This window comes from Streptomyces sp. NBC_00019 (genome assembly GCF_045041015.1).
Taxonomy (GTDB): Bacteria; Actinomycetota; Actinomycetes; order Streptomycetales; family Streptomycetaceae; genus Streptomyces.
This window is the reverse complement of record NZ_CP108302.1, coordinates 6,256,072-6,271,909: the sequence shown is the minus strand read 5'-3', so window position 1 is coordinate 6,271,909 and position 15,838 is coordinate 6,256,072. Positions and strand designations below refer to the sequence as shown.

17 protein-coding genes, 3 tRNA genes and 1 pseudogene are annotated in these 15,838 nt (G+C 69.7%); 6 read left to right on the top strand and 15 right to left on the bottom strand.

The window, feature by feature from the left end; genetic code table 11:
- Positions 1 to 80: 80 nt before the first annotated feature.
- The 5 genes from rplA to OHU89_RS29730 all read right to left on the bottom strand — a co-directional run bounded on the left by rplA (position 81) and on the right by OHU89_RS29730 (position 2,910).
- Positions 81 to 806 carry a 50S ribosomal protein L1 gene (gene rplA / locus OHU89_RS29750; protein WP_266823267.1) on the bottom strand — a complete coding sequence of 242 codons (726 nt, stop codon included), beginning with the start codon at positions 804 to 806 and terminating at the stop codon, positions 81 to 83.
- Between the two features lie 85 nt (positions 807 to 891).
- Positions 892 to 1,326, bottom strand: a complete 435-nt coding sequence (rplK, locus tag OHU89_RS29745; RefSeq protein WP_020132675.1) for a 50S ribosomal protein L11 — start codon at positions 1,324 to 1,326, stop codon at positions 892 to 894.
- A 169-nt stretch (positions 1,327 to 1,495) separates the two neighbouring features.
- Complete coding sequence (nusG, locus tag OHU89_RS29740; RefSeq protein ID WP_405647347.1) at positions 1,496 to 2,365, bottom strand: transcription termination/antitermination protein NusG; 870 nt, start codon at positions 2,363 to 2,365, stop codon at positions 1,496 to 1,498.
- An 81-nt stretch (positions 2,366 to 2,446) separates the two neighbouring features.
- Positions 2,447 to 2,731: a preprotein translocase subunit SecE gene (gene secE / locus OHU89_RS29735; RefSeq protein ID WP_046262539.1), complete on the bottom strand. Its 285-nt coding sequence runs from the start codon at positions 2,729 to 2,731 to the stop codon at positions 2,447 to 2,449.
- A 106-nt stretch (positions 2,732 to 2,837) separates the two neighbouring features.
- Positions 2,838 to 2,910 (bottom strand) — tRNA-Trp (locus OHU89_RS29730).
- A gap of 273 nt (positions 2,911 to 3,183) precedes the next feature.
- Between OHU89_RS29730 and OHU89_RS29725 the strand changes: the two genes are divergently transcribed.
- Together OHU89_RS29725 and OHU89_RS29720 are read left to right on the top strand one after the other, a co-directional pair.
- On the top strand, positions 3,184 to 4,410 hold the full coding sequence (locus OHU89_RS29725) for a pyridoxal phosphate-dependent aminotransferase (protein WP_405647343.1): 1,227 nt from the start codon (positions 3,184 to 3,186) through the stop codon (positions 4,408 to 4,410).
- A 112-nt stretch (positions 4,411 to 4,522) separates the two neighbouring features.
- Positions 4,523 to 5,563 carry an adenosine deaminase gene (locus OHU89_RS29720; protein ID WP_405647341.1) on the top strand — a complete coding sequence of 347 codons (1,041 nt, stop codon included), beginning with the start codon at positions 4,523 to 4,525 and terminating at the stop codon, positions 5,561 to 5,563.
- Here the strand turns inward: OHU89_RS29720 and OHU89_RS29715 are convergent.
- The 9 genes and pseudogenes from OHU89_RS29715 to OHU89_RS29675 all read right to left on the bottom strand — a co-directional run bounded on the left by OHU89_RS29715 (position 5,508) and on the right by OHU89_RS29675 (position 11,633).
- Positions 5,508 to 6,215 carry a hypothetical protein gene (locus tag OHU89_RS29715; protein WP_405647339.1) on the bottom strand — a complete coding sequence of 236 codons (708 nt, stop codon included), beginning with the start codon at positions 6,213 to 6,215 and terminating at the stop codon, positions 5,508 to 5,510. The two genes, OHU89_RS29720 and OHU89_RS29715, sit on opposite strands and share 56 nt — an antisense overlap.
- Before the next feature lie 76 nt (positions 6,216 to 6,291).
- Positions 6,292 to 7,365, bottom strand: a pseudogene (locus OHU89_RS29710) (UDP-N-acetylmuramate dehydrogenase); the annotation flags it as partial.
- 623 nt (positions 7,366 to 7,988) lie between these two features.
- Positions 7,989 to 9,440: a DHA2 family efflux MFS transporter permease subunit gene (locus OHU89_RS29705; RefSeq protein WP_405647338.1), complete on the bottom strand. Its 1,452-nt coding sequence runs from the start codon at positions 9,438 to 9,440 to the stop codon at positions 7,989 to 7,991.
- An 82-nt stretch (positions 9,441 to 9,522) separates the two neighbouring features.
- Positions 9,523 to 10,092, bottom strand: coding sequence for a TetR/AcrR family transcriptional regulator (locus OHU89_RS29700; RefSeq protein ID WP_405647336.1), 570 nt, complete (start codon positions 10,090 to 10,092; stop codon positions 9,523 to 9,525).
- A 104-nt stretch (positions 10,093 to 10,196) separates the two neighbouring features.
- Positions 10,197 to 10,625: a MaoC family dehydratase gene (locus OHU89_RS29695; RefSeq protein WP_405654698.1), complete on the bottom strand. Its 429-nt coding sequence runs from the start codon at positions 10,623 to 10,625 to the stop codon at positions 10,197 to 10,199.
- Positions 10,626 to 10,630: 5 nt separating this feature from the next.
- Positions 10,631 to 11,083, bottom strand: a complete 453-nt coding sequence (locus tag OHU89_RS29690) for a MaoC family dehydratase N-terminal domain-containing protein (RefSeq protein WP_405647333.1) — start codon at positions 11,081 to 11,083, stop codon at positions 10,631 to 10,633.
- A 105-nt stretch (positions 11,084 to 11,188) separates the two neighbouring features.
- Entirely contained in the window at positions 11,189 to 11,353 is a 165-nt protein-coding gene (rpmG, locus tag OHU89_RS29685; protein WP_003948671.1) for a 50S ribosomal protein L33, read from the bottom strand.
- A gap of 88 nt (positions 11,354 to 11,441) precedes the next feature.
- Positions 11,442 to 11,514: transfer RNA gene (locus OHU89_RS29680), tRNA-Met, on the bottom strand.
- A gap of 46 nt (positions 11,515 to 11,560) precedes the next feature.
- Positions 11,561 to 11,633: transfer RNA gene (locus OHU89_RS29675), tRNA-Thr, on the bottom strand.
- Positions 11,634 to 11,926: 293 nt separating this feature from the next.
- Here OHU89_RS29675 and OHU89_RS29670 point away from each other — a divergent pair.
- From OHU89_RS29670 to OHU89_RS29660, 3 genes are all read left to right on the top strand, one after another.
- A complete protein-coding gene (locus OHU89_RS29670; RefSeq protein WP_405647330.1) occupies positions 11,927 to 13,183 on the top strand; it encodes an amidohydrolase family protein in 1,257 nt (418 codons plus the stop codon).
- 140 nt (positions 13,184 to 13,323) lie between these two features.
- Positions 13,324 to 13,983, top strand: coding sequence for an NAD(P)H-binding protein (locus tag OHU89_RS29665; RefSeq protein ID WP_405647327.1), 660 nt, complete (start codon positions 13,324 to 13,326; stop codon positions 13,981 to 13,983).
- Between the two features lie 17 nt (positions 13,984 to 14,000).
- Positions 14,001 to 14,366 (top strand): nuclear transport factor 2 family protein, encoded by a 366-nt coding sequence (locus OHU89_RS29660; protein ID WP_405647324.1) that lies wholly within the window; start codon positions 14,001 to 14,003, stop codon positions 14,364 to 14,366.
- A 35-nt stretch (positions 14,367 to 14,401) separates the two neighbouring features.
- Here the strand turns inward: OHU89_RS29660 and OHU89_RS29655 are convergent, their stop codons facing one another.
- A complete protein-coding gene (locus tag OHU89_RS29655) occupies positions 14,402 to 14,614 on the bottom strand; it encodes a hypothetical protein (protein ID WP_405647321.1) in 213 nt (70 codons plus the stop codon).
- A 130-nt stretch (positions 14,615 to 14,744) separates the two neighbouring features.
- Between OHU89_RS29655 and OHU89_RS29650 the strand changes: the two genes are divergently transcribed.
- Complete coding sequence (locus OHU89_RS29650; protein ID WP_405647319.1) at positions 14,745 to 15,518, top strand: class I SAM-dependent methyltransferase; 774 nt, start codon at positions 14,745 to 14,747, stop codon at positions 15,516 to 15,518.
- Positions 15,519 to 15,838: the final 320 nt, after the last annotated feature.

The window sequence follows — 15,838 nt, the reverse complement described above, 5'->3', positions numbered from 1 at the left end:
GAAAAGAGACGGGCCCCGCACCTCGAAAGGTTGCGGGGCCCGCGTCAAGAACGCGTATCGCGACGCGACTGCCGTCAGGATCAGACGGCGGCCGGGTCCTCCTCGACGAGGAGGTTGCGGGTGCGGTTCGGGTCGACCGGGATGCCGGGACCAATGGTGGTGGAGACCGCGGCCTTCTTGATGTAACGACCCTTGGCGGCGGACGGCTTCAGACGGAGGATCTCCTCCAGCGCGGCGCCGTAGTTCTCCACCAGCTTCTCGTCCTCGAAGGACGTCTTGCCGATGATGAAGTGCAGGTTCGAGTGCTTGTCGACGCGGAACTCGATCTTGCCGCCCTTGATCTCGGTGACGGCCTTGGTCACGTCCGGGGTCACGGTGCCGGTCTTCGGGTTCGGCATCAGACCACGCGGACCGAGCACGCGGCCGAGGCGGCCGACCTTGCCCATGAGGTCCGGGGTGGCGACGACGGCGTCGAAGTCCAGGCGGCCCTTCGAAACCTCGTCGATGAGCTCGTCGGCGCCGACGATGTCGGCGCCCGCGGCACGCGCGGCCTCGGCACGGTCGCCGGTCGCGAAGACCAGGACCCGGGCGGTCTTACCGGTGCCGTGCGGAAGGTTCACGGTGCCACGGACCATCTGGTCGGCCTTACGCGGGTCGACACCCAGACGGAAGGCGACCTCGACGGTGCCGTCGAACTTGGTCGTGGAGGTCTCCTTGGCGAGACGGACGGCCTCGAGCGGGGCGTAGAGCTTTTCCCGGTCGATCTTGGCGTCCGCAGCGCGGAGGGACTTGCTGCGCTTGCTCACTACTGCTCCAGTGTGTCTTGAGGAGTCGTGGTATGGGCCGAGCAGGCCCTGCCACGGTGCTACGAAGGTGCTACGAGGCTGGGGTTCAGCCCTCGACCGTGATGCCCATGGAGCGGGCGGTGCCGGCGATGATCTTCGACGCGGCGTCCAGGTCGTTGGCGTTCAGGTCGGGAAGCTTGGTCGTGGCGATCTCGCGGACCTGCGCCTCGGTGATCTTGGCGACCTTGGTCTTGTGCGGCTCGCCAGAGCCCTTCTCGACACCCGCGGCCTTGAGGATCATCTTCGCGGCCGGCGGCGTCTTGGTGATGAAGGTGAAGGAGCGGTCCTCGTAGACCGTGATCTCCACCGGGATCACCCAGCCACGCTGCGACTCGGTCGCGGCGTTGTAGGCCTTGCAGAACTCCATGATGTTGACGCCGTGCTGGCCGAGCGCGGGGCCGACCGGCGGCGCGGGGTTGGCCGCACCGGCGTTGATCTGGAGCTTGATGAGCCCCGTGACCTTCTTCTTCTTGGGAGGCATTGCTCTCTCCGGGTCCTAGTGAGAGTTTTCAGCCGTCCGGTCCGGATGATCCGGATGGAGGCATACCGCACAACGATAACGGGTATCTCTGCGCGGCCAAAAACCGAGCAGGTCAGACCGGCTGCGAAAGCCTGTCTGACCTGATCGGAGGCTTGTGCTCCAGACGAAGCTAGTTCTTCTGGATCTGGTCGAAGGAGAGCTCGACCGGCGTCTCGCGGCCGAAGATCTCGACGAGACCCTTGACCTTCTTCGAGTCGGCGTTGATCTCGTTGATCGTGGCCTGCAGCGTGGCGAACGGGCCGTCGGTGACGGTGACCGAGTCGCCGACCTCGAAGTCCAGCACCTGGACCTCGACCTTGCGCTGCGGAGCCGGCTTGCCCTCGGCCTCGGCGGCCTCGCGGGCGGCCTTCTCCTCGGCCTCCGGGGCGAGCATCTTGACGATCTCGTCCAGGGTCAGCGGGTACGGGTCGTAGGCGTTGCCCACGAAGCCGGTGACGCCGGGGGTGTTGCGGACGACGCCCCAGGACTCGTTCGTCAGGTCCATGCGCACCAGCACGTAGCCGGGGAGCTTGTTCTGACGGATCGTCTTGCGGTCGCCGTTCTTGATCTGGACGACCTCTTCTTGGGGCACCTCGGCCGCGAAGATGTAGTCCTCGACGTTCAGCGAGACGGCGCGCTGCTCCAGGTTGGTCTTCACGCGGTTCTCGTACCCGGCGTAGGTGTGGATGACGTACCACTCGCCGGGGAGGGTGCGCAGTTCCTCGCGCAGGGCGACGACGGGGTCGACCGGCTCGGCCGGCTCTTCCTCGACGTCCTCTTCCTCGTCCTCGACGGCCTCGACGTCGCCGCCGGACTCGGCCTCGGCGTCTTCGTCGGACTCGTCCTCGACGTGGAGAGCGGCTTCCTCGGCGGGCTCGCCCGCCTCGGCGTCGGCAGCCTCGACCTCGTCCAGGTCCTCGTCCGCGCCCTCGAGGATGTCGAGCTCGTCTTCCACGGACTCGTCCGGCTCGATGGCGTCGTTCAGGTTCTGGTCAGACACGGTGGCTGCTTCTTCCTGGATACATAGGGGTGGAACATGCGAAAGGGGCGCCGGTAACCGCGGCGCCCTTCGCAACGTTGCTCAGCCGAAAACGTACTTGGCGGCGTGGTCGAGTCCATAGTCAATCACGGTGACCAGGCCGATCATGACGATCACGAAGACGATCACCACGGTCGTGTAGGTGGTCAGCTGGCTCCGCGAAGGCCAGACGACCTTGCGAAGCTCCGCGACGATCTGCCGGTAGAAGAGGGCAAGACGCTTCAGCGGGCCCTTCTTGGCACGCTTACCGCCCTTGCGGGTCTTCTTCGACTCTGACGCCTCATCCTGGGCATCAGGCGTGTCGATGGAGCCCACGGCGTCCGCCATTCGTCCTCACCTGTTCCCGGGTCGTGGCCGTGCCGCGCCCGGTCTGAGCCGCACGGCGGTGCATTACCTGTACGTACATGCGTACACATCCTGGCGGTGTGTGTAGCAGGGCCGGAGGGACTTGAACCCCCAACCGCCGGTTTTGGAGACCGGTGCTCTACCAATTGAGCTACGACCCTTTGTGGTTCTCCCCAAACGTACCGCATCCGCCCGGGTGCTCGGTGTGCACCGGATGAGTGCGGCCGTTGTGAGGCCAACGAGGTGAGAGTGTACGTGTTCCGGAGGCCCCCGTCGAACAGAAAGCGCCCGTAGGGGCTTTGGCGACGGAAGATCGTCAGCACGGCGGCCGAAGATCACCCAGGCCACCGCGCGAAACCGGACGGTTGTTCAGCACGTGTTCAGTCTGTGAAACCCGTGTGCCACTGGCGTTTCCGGTCTGGAACGATGGGCCCATGAGCGCTGCAACCCCTCCCACCGCGCGCCGGGTCTCCGCCCGAGTCGGCGCGATCTCCGAGTCCGCCACCCTCGCCGTGGACGCCAAGGCCAAGGCCCTCAAGGCCGCCGGGCGTCCGGTGATCGGCTTCGGCGCCGGTGAGCCCGACTTCCCGACCCCGGACTACATCGTCCAGGCCGCCATCGAGGCCTGCTCGAACCCGAAGTACCACCGCTACACGCCGGCCGGCGGCCTGCCCGAGCTGAAGGCCGCGATCGCCGCGAAGACGCTGCGCGACTCCGGCTACGAGGTCGACGCCTCCCAGGTCCTGGTGACCAACGGCGGCAAGCAGGCCATCTACGAAGCCTTCGCCGCGATCCTCGACCCGGGCGACGAGGTCATCGTCCCGGCCCCGTACTGGACGACGTATCCGGAGTCGATCCGCCTCGCGGGCGGTGTCCCGGTCGAGGTCGTCGCGGACGAGACGACCGGCTACCGCGTCTCCGTGGAGCAGCTGGAGGCGGCCCGTACGGAGAACACGAAGGTCCTGCTCTTCGTCTCCCCCTCCAACCCGACCGGCGCCGTCTACACCCGCGCGCAGGTCGAGGAGATCGGCCGCTGGGCCGCCGAGAAGGGCCTGTGGGTCCTGACCGACGAGATCTACGAGCACCTGGTCTACGGCGACGCGGAGTTCCACTCCCTGCCGGTGGTCGTGCCGGAGCTGGCCGACAAGACGATCGTGGTCAACGGTGTCGCGAAGACGTACGCGATGACCGGTTGGCGCGTGGGCTGGGTCATCGGCCCGAAGGACGTGGTCAAGGCCGCGACGAACCTCCAGTCGCACGCCACGTCGAACGTCTCCAACGTCGCCCAGGTGGCGGCCCTGGCCGCGGTCTCCGGCGACCTGTCGGCCGTCGAGAAGATGAAGGAGGCCTTCGACCGGCGGCGCAAGACGATCGTGCGGATGCTCAACGAGATCGACGGCGTGCTCTGCCCGGAGCCCGAGGGCGCCTTCTACGCCTACCCGTCGGTCAAGGGTCTGCTCGGCAAGGAGATCCGCGGCAAGCGCCCGCAGGACACGGTCGAGCTGGCCGCGCTGATCCTGGAGGAGTCCGAGGTCGCGGTCGTTCCGGGCGAGGCCTTCGGTACGCCGGGCTATCTGCGGCTGTCGTACGCCCTGGGTGACGAGGATCTCGTCGAGGGTGTCTCGCGGATCCAGAAGCTGCTGGCGGAGGCGCAGGACTGAGCCCGCCGTGAAAAGGCACCCCCTCACGTGAGGGGGTGCTTTTTTGTGCGAGCAAGACCACTAAAGGGGAAAGCGGTACCGGGACACCGGTGACGTACGGCAGGATCCTCGAATGGAGCGTGTACGTGATGTCTCTGAGCTGCCGAAAGCCCATCTGCACCTGCACTTCACCGGGTCGATGCGCCCGGCGACGGTTCTGGAACTGGCCGACAAGTACGGAGTACGGCTGCCCGAGGCGCTGACCGAAGCACTGACCAGCGGGGAACCGCCGAAGCTGCGGGCGACGGACGAGCGGGGCTGGTTCCGTTTCCAGCGGCTGTACGACGCGGCCCGCTCGTGTCTGCGCGAGCCCGAGGACATCCGGCGGCTGGTGCGGGAGGCCGCGGAGGAGGATGTGCGCGACGGCTCGGGGTGGCTGGAGATCCAGGTCGACCCGACGTCGTACGCGCCCCGGCTCGGCGGGCTGATCCCGGCGCTGGAGATCATCCTGGACGCGGTGGAGACGACCTCGCGCGAGACCGGGCTCGGGATGCGGGTGCTGGTCGCCGCGAACCGGATGAAGCATCCGCTGGACGCCCGCACGCTGGCCCGGCTGGCGGTGCGGTACGCGGACAAGGGCGTGGTCGGCTTCGGCCTCTCGAACGACGAACGCCGGGGCATGGCACGGGACTTCGACCGGGCCTTCAACATCGCGCGCGAGGGCGGGCTGCTGTCGGCGCCGCACGGTGGCGAGCTGGCCGGACCGTCGTCGGTACGGGACTGTCTCGACGACCTGGACGCGAACCGGATCGGGCACGGGGTGCGCGCGGCGGACGACCCGCGGCTGCTGAAGCGGCTCGCCGACCGGGGCGTGACGTGCGAGGTCTGCCCCGCCTCCAACGTGGCGCTGGGCGTCTACGAGAAGCCCGAGGACGTGCCACTGCGGACGCTGTTCGAGGCGGGGGTTCCGATGGCGCTCGGCGCCGACGACCCGCTGCTCTTCGGGTCGCGGCTGGCCGCCCAGTACGAGATCGCACGGCAGCACCACGGCTTCACGGACCAGGAGTTGGCGGAGCTGGCCCGGCAGTCGGTCCGGGCCTCCGCGGCGCCCGAGGGCGTCAAGGCGACGATGCTGGCCGGGGTGGACGAGTGGCTGGCTCGCCCGGCCGCCTGAAGTGGGCGTAGGGCGGATACGGCTTGTGGCAGATCAGCACCTCGACGGGATGCCCTCCGCCGGGTGGATCGACCAGCTCGGGCAGGGCCGCCATCAGCGACATGTGTCCCTTGGCCGACCTCTTCTCGCGCGGCCCCCAGCCGGCCGCGAAGGCGAAGTCCGTGGCGGCCTGGGCGAAGACGTCCCTGCTGCCGAAGAGGAAGAACGTCCGGGCGTGGGTGGCGTGCCGCAGGTCCTCGCGGAAGTCCGTACGCCCACTCCGCGCCCGCCAGGACTCCGCGTCCCGCGCGGTGCGTGCCTCGTCGGTGCGGGCGGTCAGCGCGACGCCGTTCTTGAGCTTGCGGCGCAGTTCGGGCCAGTCCCCGGCGCGCAGTCCGAGGCTGTGGTGGGCCATCACGAGGTCGACCAGCTCCCCTTGGCCCTCGTCCGGCGGCACTCCGTCGCGCAGCGGCACGTGGACGATCGTGTGCCGGGAGTAGGCGGCGAAGGAGAACAGCCCGGAGAGTCGGTTCAGCCCGTCATGGTCGCCCAGCAGCAGGCCGATCGGGTCGGGGGCGCGCAGTGACGTGTGGCGCAGGGGCTGCCGGGGCTGGACGACACGGTGCTCCTGCGGCCCGGTCCTGGGCCTGAACTGGCGCAGCCTCAGCTGCATACGGGGTCCCTCATGGGCCCAGGGTCGGGGGTGGGCGGGGTGCTCCGCAACGGAGATTCCCGGAGGGGCGGACCGACTACAGGTTGACGCCGACCGTCACCGGCTCGTTGACCAGCGTGATGCCGAAGGTCTTGTGGACGCCGGCGACGACCTCGCGGGCCAGGGTGAGGAGGTCCTCCGTGGTGGCCTCGCCGCGGTTGGTGAGGGCGAGGGTGTGCTTCGTGGAGATGCGGGCGGGGCCGCTGCCGTAGCCCTTGGTGAAGCCCGCCTTGTCGATGAGCCAGGCCGCGGAGGTCTTGGTGTGACCCTCCCCGGCCGGGTAGGCGGGCGGCTCGGCGGTGTCGCCGAGGTGGGTCTTCACGCGCGCGTGGAACGCGGTGAACTGCTCGTCGGTGAGGATCGGGTTGGTGAAGAAGGAGCCCGCCGACCAGGTGTCGTGGTCCTCCGGGTCCAGCACCATGCCCTTGCCCGCGCGCAGCTTCAGTACGGTCTCGCGGGCGGCGGTGAGGGGGACGCGGTCGCCGGGTTCCACGCCGAGGGCGCGGGCGGTCTCGGCGTACTTGATCGGCGCCGAGAGGCCGTCGGCGTCCTCCAGCTCGAAGGCGACGCGCAGGACGACGTATCGCTCGGGGTCGGCCTTGAAGCGGCTGTGGCGGTAGGAGAAGCCGCAGCCGGCGTTGCTGACGGTGACCGCTTCGCGGGTCCGGCGGTCGTAGGCGATCACCTCGGTGATCGTGGCGGAGACCTCCTGGCCGTAGGCACCGACGTTCTGGATCGGGGTCGCGCCCGCGGATCCGGGGATGCCGGCGAGGCACTCGATGCCGGCGAGTCCTGCCTCCACGGTGCGGGCGACGGCGTCGGTCCAGACCTCGCCGGCGGCGAGTTCGAGGCGGGTGCCGGTGAGCTCGAAGCCCTTGGTCGCGATGACCAGGGCGGTGCCGTCGAAGCCCTTGTCGCCGATGACGAGGTTCGATCCGCCGCCGATGAGCAGGAGCGGCGTACCGCTCTCGTCGGCCTCGCGCACGGCCGCGATCACCTCGGCGTCGGTGGTCGCCGTGATCAGCCGAGCGGCGGGCCCGCCCAGGCGGAAGGTGGTCAGCGGGGCGAGGGGGGCGTGGTGTCGTTCCTGCACGGGCTCAAGAGTACGAGACGCCTCTGACGGCGAGTGGTCGGATGCCTGCGGCGGCCCGTGCGGGTTCGGTGGGGGCGTGCGTCGCGCACTACTCGCCGTCGTGGGGTCGGTGCCGCACCGGGGGGTGTCCGTCCTCGGTCGGGCGGTGCTGTGTGCTGGGGCTGTGCCGTTGGTCGGTCGCCCGACGCTGCGGGCGGACACCCCCGGTACGTCCCCTTCTCGCCGTTGCGCCGGTGCGGGTGGTGCCCCGCCTGGGGTCGCAGGAAGCGGCTCTACGGCGGTCCGTGCGGCGCGGGCCGACCGGTCCGGTGCAGAGGGCGGGGCTCACCATCTTGCAGCCCGTCCAACGTTCGAGGACGAGGGCCTGCCATCCCGATCCCCCACCCACCCGTAGGCGGCTCCGCCTCCCAACGCCAGCCGGCATCTTTCAGCCCGTCCGGCGTTTGAGGACGAGGCCCATTAAGGGCCGACGGGGGTCTGGGGGCGCAGCCCGCAGGAACCGGGGTCGAAGGGGCAGCGCCCCTGGAGGATGGGACGGGTAAGGGCGGCGGGGGCGAAAGACGTCCCAGGCGCGCCACCGCGATGGGGCACACGCGAGACGGCCCCGCCCCGCAGGGCAGAGCCGTCTCGTGGTGTCGAGGTCAGCCGGCGACGCTCTCCAGGACCGGCGCCCGCTCCTCCGTCGCCGTACCCACCGCAACCCGCACGGACCGCCTCGACGGGATCAGCAGAGCCGCGACACCCGCGAGCCCCACCACCGCCGCCCCCGTCACCAGCGCGGGTCGCAGGCCGTCCACGAAGGTCTGGCCCGTCTCGTAGCCACCCTGGGCGGAGAAGATCGACCCCATGATCGCGATACCGAGGGCCCCACCGACCTCGCGAAGAGCGTTGTTCGCACCGGACGCGACACCCTGTTCGGACCCACGCACGCTGGACATGACCAGGTTGGAGGCGGGAGCGAAGAAGAGAGCCATGCCGATGCCGCTGATGATCAGGCCGGGCAGCTGGATCGAGTAGGAGGCGTCCACCGTGATGACGTATGCCAGGTAGGCGAGGCCCGCCGCCTGGAGGAAGAGGCCGGTGGCGACGACCGGCCGGCCGCCTATGCGGTCGGAGAGGATGCCCGCGATCGGCGCGACCAGCATCGGCATACCGGTCCAGGGCAGCATCCGCAGCCCCGCCTCGGTGGGCGAGTACCCGAGAACACCCTGCATGTACTGACTGAGCAGGAAGATCGACCCGAACATGCCGAGGAACATCAGAAGGCTGGCCGCGTTGATGCCGGCGAAGGCCCGGGAGCGGAACAGCCGCATCGGCAGCATGGGGTTCTTGGCACGGGCGCTGTAGAGGACGAAGCCGACGAGGAGCGCCGCACCGGCGAACAGGGACGTCAGGACCAGGTTGTCCGTCCAGCCGTCCGCGGGGCCGCGCACCAGGCCGTAGACGATGCCGAAGAGGCCGCCGCTGGCGAGAAGGGTGCCGGGGATGTCGAGGGGCGCGCCGGTGCCGTAGGACTCCGCGAGGCGCAGACGGGCGAGGGGCAGCAGGGCCACGCCCAGCGGAACGTTCAGCCAGAAGATCCACTGCCAGGAGATGTGTTCGGTCAGGCTGCCGCCGATGAGAGGGCCGGAGGCCACCGCCAGTCCGTTGACGGCGCCCCAGATGCCGTACGCCATCCCGCGCTTCGCCGCCGGCACGGCCGCCGTCAGGAGGGTGAGGGTCAGCGGCATCATGACGGCCGCGCCCACACCCTGGACCGCGCGGGCCACGATGAGGCTGTCGATGCCGGGGGCCAGCGCCGCAGCGGCGGACGCCCCGGTGAAGACCGTCAGTCCGGCGAGGAAGAGCCGACGCCGGCCGAAGCGGTCGCCCAGGGCCGCGCCGAACATCAGCAGAACGGCGAAGGTGAGGGTGTAGGCGCTCACCGTCCACTCCAGGTCGTGCAGTCCGCCGCCGAGGTCCTCGCGGATGGAGGGCAGGGCGGTGGTGACGACGAGGTTGTCGAGGGCCGCCATGAACCCGGCGACGCTGGTGATGACGAGAGCCCAGACGGCTCCCCCACGTGGTGTCTTCTGTACGGCTGACTGTGACATCGCTCCCCCAGAGCTTTCTGGATAGTTATTGATTACTAACTTTCGCGCTCAAGAAAAAAGGCGTCGATGACGCCCGTACCGCTCAGTGCTCCAGCCGGCCCTTGATCCGCGCCGACGGATAGAGCCCTTCCCACACCCGGTGCCCGGGCGGAAACCCCATGGCGACCAGACAGTTGACGAGCATGCCGTACGCCAGGAAAGTCGTCGTGTCGTCGATGTCGGCACCCAGCGGCGGGTGGACCGTGTCCCACAGCCGCATCCAGCCGTCGCGCACCACCGTGCCGAACTCGGGGTCGCCCTCCTGCTCGGCGGCCGCCACCGCGACGTACGTCTGCATCTGCATCATCAGCAGCTCCGGCTGCTCCGCGATGACCTTGGTGTACGCGTTCGCCATGGAATGCAGGGCCTCTTCGCCCTCCAGGCCCTCGGCCGCCTCGGCGAACGTCTGGATCGTGTCCTCCATGCACCGCTGGGCGGCCGCCAGGAAGATCGCCTTCTTGCCGGGGAAGAGCCGGAAGAGGTACGGCTGCGAGACCCCGACCCGCTTGGCGATCACCTCGGTCGACGTGCCGTGGTAACCACCGCGGGCGAACTCGATCGTCGCCGCGCGGATCACGCTCTCGCGCCTCTCCTCTGCGCTCATCCTGACCATGTCCAGTAAGTTAGTACTCAATTACTAACTACGTCAAGAGGGTGCGCCGGAGAACGAGTAAGGGGCGCCCCGCCATGGAGAGCGCCCCTTACTTCACCCGCAGGTCAGGCCAGTCGTACGACCGCCCGGGACATCCCCAGCACCTTCTGCCCGGCGCTGGTCGCCGTGAGGTCCACGCGGACCGTGTTGTCGTCGAGCTTGGCCGCGACCTTGCCGCTGACCTCGATGACGGCACCCTGGTCGTCGTTGGGGACGACGACGGGCTTGGTGAAGCGGACGCCGTACTCGGCGACGGCGGCCGGGTCGCCGACCCAGTCCGTCACCACGCGGATCGCCTCGGCCATGGTGAACATGCCGTGCGCGATGACGTCCGGCAGCCCGACCTCCTTGGCGAACTTCTCGTTCCAGTGGATCGGATTGAAGTCACCGGAGGCGCCCGCGTACTGGACGAGAGTGGCGCGACTCACGGGAAAGGCCTGGGCGGGCAGTTCGGTGCCGACCTCAATGTCGTCGTATGCGATCTTCGCCGTCATCTTCGTCACGCCCCCTCTGCCGCGCGCGCGACCAGCTTCGTCCAGGCCGTCACGACGTGCTCGCCGGCCTCGTCGTGAACCTCGCCACGGATGTCCACGATGTCGTTGCCCGCCATGGACTTGATCGCCTCGATGATCGAGGTGACCGACAGACGGTCACCGGCGCGGACCGGGCGGGTGTAGGCGAACTTCTGGTCGCCGTGCACGACGCGGCTGTAGTCCAGACCCAGTTGCGGGTCCGCCACGACCTGTCCGGCGGCCTTGAACGTGATAGCGAACACAAAAGTCGGCGGGGCGATCACATCGGGGTGGCCGAACGCCTTGGCGGCGTCCGGGTCGGTGTACGCCGGGTTGGCGTCCCCCACGGCCTCCGCGAACTCGCGGATCTTCTCCCGGCCCACCTCATAGGGGTCGGTGGGCGGGTAGCTCCGCCCCACGAAGGACTGGTCGAGCGCCATGGGCTCGGCACCTCCTGGTGTCGATAACGAACGTTCGCTGAAGTGACGAAACGACGCGAGGCCGCCCCCTGGAGTACAGGGGACGGCCTCGCGTACGAGCCTGATTTATCGCGTTTCGCGGTGCGCGGTGTGCGCGTTGCAACGCGGGCAGTGCTTCTTCATCTCCAGTCGGTCCGGGTTGTTACGCCGGTTCTTCTTGGTGATGTAGTTCCGCTCCTTGCACTCCACGCAGGCCAGCGTGATCTTCGGGCGGACGTCGGTGGCAGCCACAGGAGTGCTCCTTGACGAACGGATGGGACGATTAACGCATGAAAGAGTAGCCGATCGAAGGACCGACCCCGCAATCGGCTACTGTCAGTAGCGGTGACCGGACTTGAACCGGTGACACAGCGATTATGAGCCGCTTGCTCTACCGACTGAGCTACACCGCTGTGATGCGATCGGCTCCCACCTTGCGGCGGGAACCTCTCACACCAGAGCCCCAATACGGAATCGAACCGTAGACCTTCTCCTTACCATGGAGACGCTCTACCGACTGAGCTATTGGGGCGAGCGATGAAGACATTACACGCTCGGCCGCCGTTCACCCAAATCCGTTTCCGGCCCTCGTCCATGGCCCGTCCGCGGCCCGTCCGGAGGGCTGTCCGGCCGCCTGTCGGGCGGCTTGTCCAGGGGCCCTCCCACCGGCCCCTGAGGCCTCTCCCGTACGACGAACCACACCGGTACGACTATTGCGCTCCTCCCCGCCGCGAGCGGATCACCGCCCTAGGCTCGACTCACTCTGCGTGATCTTGCGTCCCCGTCCGCAGCCCCGAGCCACGAGCCTTGAGCCCCTGGAGCGCGATGCCCGACAGCCAGCCGCAGCCGCCCCACTCCTCGTCCCCGTCGGACCCGGCCGACACCACCTCACTCCTGCTGTGCGGGGCACGGCTGACCGACGGCCGGACCGTGGACGTACGGCTGGGCGGCGGACGCATCGAGGCGGTCGGCACGGCGGGCAGCCTGGCGGCGGACGGCACGCGCGCGTGCGGTGCGCAGGTGGACCTCAGCGGCTATCTGCTGCTCCCGGCTCCGGTCGAGCCGCACACCCATGGCGACACGGCCCTGTCGGCCGACGAGGGCGGCCCGGTCTCCTACGACCCCCAGGACGTCCAGCGCCGGGTCACCGAGGCGGCCCTGCTGCAGCTGGGACACGGGGCGACCGCGCTGCGGGCACACGTGCGCGTGGGCGACGTCCAGGGGCTGGGCGCGCTGGCCGCCGTACTGCAGGCGCGGCGTTCGCTGCGCGGGCTCACCGAGCTGACCGCGGTGGCGATGCCGCGGGTGCTGACCGGGGTGGCCGGGGCGGAGGGGCTCGCGATGCTGCGGGACGCGGTGAAGATGGGCGCCTCGGTGGTGGGCGGCTGCCCGGACCTCGATCCCGATCCGACGGGGTATGTGCAGGCGGTGCTGGATGTCGCCTCCGAGCAGGGCTGTCCCGTCGATCTGCACACCGACGGCACCGAGCCGGCCCGCCTCGCCCGCCTCGCGGCGATGGCCGGCGGACTGCGTCCCGGGGTGACCATCGGCCCGTGCGGCTTCCTGGGCCGGCTGCCCTCCGAGATCGCCTCCCGCACCGCCGACCAGCTCGCCGCGGCCGGGGTGACCGTGGTGTGCCTGCCGCAGGGCGGCTGCGGGGGCGTGGAGCGGCGCGGTACGGCACCGGTACGGCTGCTGCGGGCGGCCGGGGTACGGGTGGCGGCCGGCAGCGGCGCGCTGCGGGACGTGTCGAACCCGGTGGGCCGCGGGGACCCGCTGGAGGCGGCCTATCTGCTGGCCTCGCGCTACGGCCTGCGTCCCGAGGACGCCTACGACGCGGTGAGCACCTCCGCCCGGGCCGTGCTGGGGCTGCCCGAGGTGCGCGTGGAGGCGGGCTTTCCGGCCGAGTTGCTGGCGGTGCGCGGGGATCGGCTCGCGGGGGCGCTGTCGCTGGCGTACAGCCGGATCGTCGTGCATCGAGGGCGCGTGGTGGCGCGGACGAGCGCGGTGCGGGAGTTCTGCGACTCGGCGGTGGCGGTGGAGTTGGGGCTGCCGCGGCAGGGGCGGGGGGAGTTGCCGTAGGCGGGGGCGGGTTGGGTGGGGGCGGGTGCTGCCCGAACCCACCCAGGGGCGCGAGGAACTGCGCGACCAGCCACCACGGCACCTCACTCGCCCAACAACCGAACCCGGCAATCACAACCGTTCCGGCGTACGGTCGAGGCATGCGCATTGTCATCGCTGGTGGTCATGGTCAGATCGCGCTGCGGCTGGAGCGGCTGCTCGCCGCGCGCGGGAACAACGAGGTCGCGGGAATCATCCGAAAGGCCGAGCAGGGCGACGACCTGCGGGAGGCCGGTGCGGAACCGGTGCTCCTGGATCTGGAGTCGGCCTCGGTCGAGGAGGTCGCGGCCCATCTGCAGGGCGCGGACGCGGCGGTCTTCGCGGCGGGCGCGGGCCCGGGCAGCGGCGTGGCCCGCAAGGACACGGTGGACAAGGGTGCGGCGGTGCTGTTCGCGGACGCGGCGGTCCGGGCCGGCGTACGGCGTCATGTGGTCGTGTCGTCGATGGGCGCCGACGCGAAGCACGAGGGCGACGACGTCTTCGACGTCTATCAGCGCGCCAAGGGCGAGGCCGACGACCACGTCCGCGGGCTCGACGCCCTGGACTGGACGATCCTGCGCCCCGGTGCGCTGACGAACGACGCCGGTACGGGCCTCGTGCGCCTCGAGGCGCGCACGGGTCGCGGCCCGGTCACGCGCGACGATGTGGCCGCCGTGGTGGCGGAGTTGCTGGAAACCCCGGCGACGGCCGGTCTGACCCTGGAGCTGGTCGGCGGGTCGACGCCGGTGTCGGTGGCGGTGAAGGCCGTGGCCGGGAACTGAGGGTGGCCGCGGAGGGGGTGCCGGCTACGCAGGAGGAGCTGCTGCGGCGGATGTACGAGGTCTTCTCGACCGACGGGCGCGACGCCTTCGTACCGCACTGTCTGGCCCCGGACGTCGACTGGCCGAACGTCCTGGACGGGGTCCGGTTGCACGGGCGTGCGGCGGTACGGGCTTACTGGGCACGGCAGTTCGCGGCCGGGCATCCCCTCGTACGGCTGGAAGGGCTGCGGCTCGACAGGGACGGCGCGTCGGTCGTCGCGAACGTGCGGCAGGGGATGCGGGACGCGGGCGGGGATCACTGGGCGGACGGGACGGTCGAGCACGTGTACCGGTTCGACGGGGACGGGCTGGTGGCTCGTATGGATGTGCGAGCAGGGTCGTAAGAACCGTCCCTCAGAAGAGTCGTGGGAACCGGTCGTCAGAACAGGGACATCTGGCCCGGGATGTCGGGGATCACGTAGCCGTCCAACGACGGTTGGGCGGCGCCCAGTTGGGCTTGGCGGCGGGAGCCCGGGCAGGAGGTGAGCGCGCCGTTCTCGCGGGCGCCGGGCGGGTCGTGTCGCGCGAAGCGACCGGCGACGACGGCGATCTCGCGGCGGCATTCGGGGCAGTTCCTACGGCGGCTGGACATGTGATCAGTGTGCCCCGCGCGGGCTGGTGTTGTGCGTGCCAGACGGGTGGCAGCCGGGGTCCTCGGCGGTGAGGGCGACGACGTCGGATCCGGCCGCCTGCCTGGGCCACCTGACAACATACGGAGACCCATGGACGAGGACCACGGCACGGATTTCGACGGACTCGCCGAGGCGTACGAACGTATGGCCACGGCTTTACCGCTGCGCGAGTACGTCGAGGCCCACACCTTGTTCGGGCTGCTGGGCGACGTCGAGGGCAAGGCCGTCCTGGACCTGGGCTGCGGCAGCGGCCTCTACGCGCGCCGACTGCGCGAGCTCGGCGCCTCGGCCGTGACCGGGATCGACAGCACCGAGGGCATGCTCGACTTCGCCCGGCGCCGCGCAGCCGCCGCGGGACTCGACATCACGTACCTGGAGCGTGCGGCCACGGACCCGCCCGCCGCGGGCGATCCCGAGCTCGACGGCCGCTTCGACCTGGTGTTCTCGGTCTATGTGCTCTGCTACGCGCCCACCCGCGAGGCCCTGACCGGCTTCTGCCGCACCGCGCGCCGGTCCCTGCGTCCGGAGGGCGGCCGGTTCGTCTTCGCCACGCTCAACCCCGACCTCGCCGTCGAGCCCGGCTGGTACACGCACTACGGCATCGACTTCACCATCGCCCCGGCCACCCGGGACGGCGAAGAGGCCCCGGCGGTGATGAGGGTGCCCGGCTTCGACGAGTTCCCTCTCCTCCCCTACCGGTGGTCGCGGCGGACGTACGAGGAGGCACTCCGGGAGGCGGGGTTCCGCAGCGTCGACTGGGTGTGGCCACGGGTCTCGGACGAGGGGGTCGCGGTGCATGGCGAGGGGCACTGGGCCAACTACCTTGAGGTTCCTCATGCGTTGTACGTCGAGTGCGCGACGTGAGGCGGGGCGCCCAGGACCGTCGGGCTTACCCCGTTCCCCGCCGAACTGCCGGGTGGTTTACCCCGCAGGGTGGCCCTGCCGTCCACGACGTGATCTCGCGGACCTATCGGCTCGGCATGAAATGGATACCCGGACGGAAGTAGCTCGCCAGACGTAAGGCCCTCCGCAACGGCCTGCGTTCGTCTCAATTTCCGTCTTGTTCGGCCCCGTTCACGACCGTTCAGGCGAGACCCGAAGCCGCCCGAGCGCCGTCAGCCGATCGCTCTTGAACGCAGGTGAACGCCCCTCCACTCAACCGAAGTCCCTACCAACACAGTTGG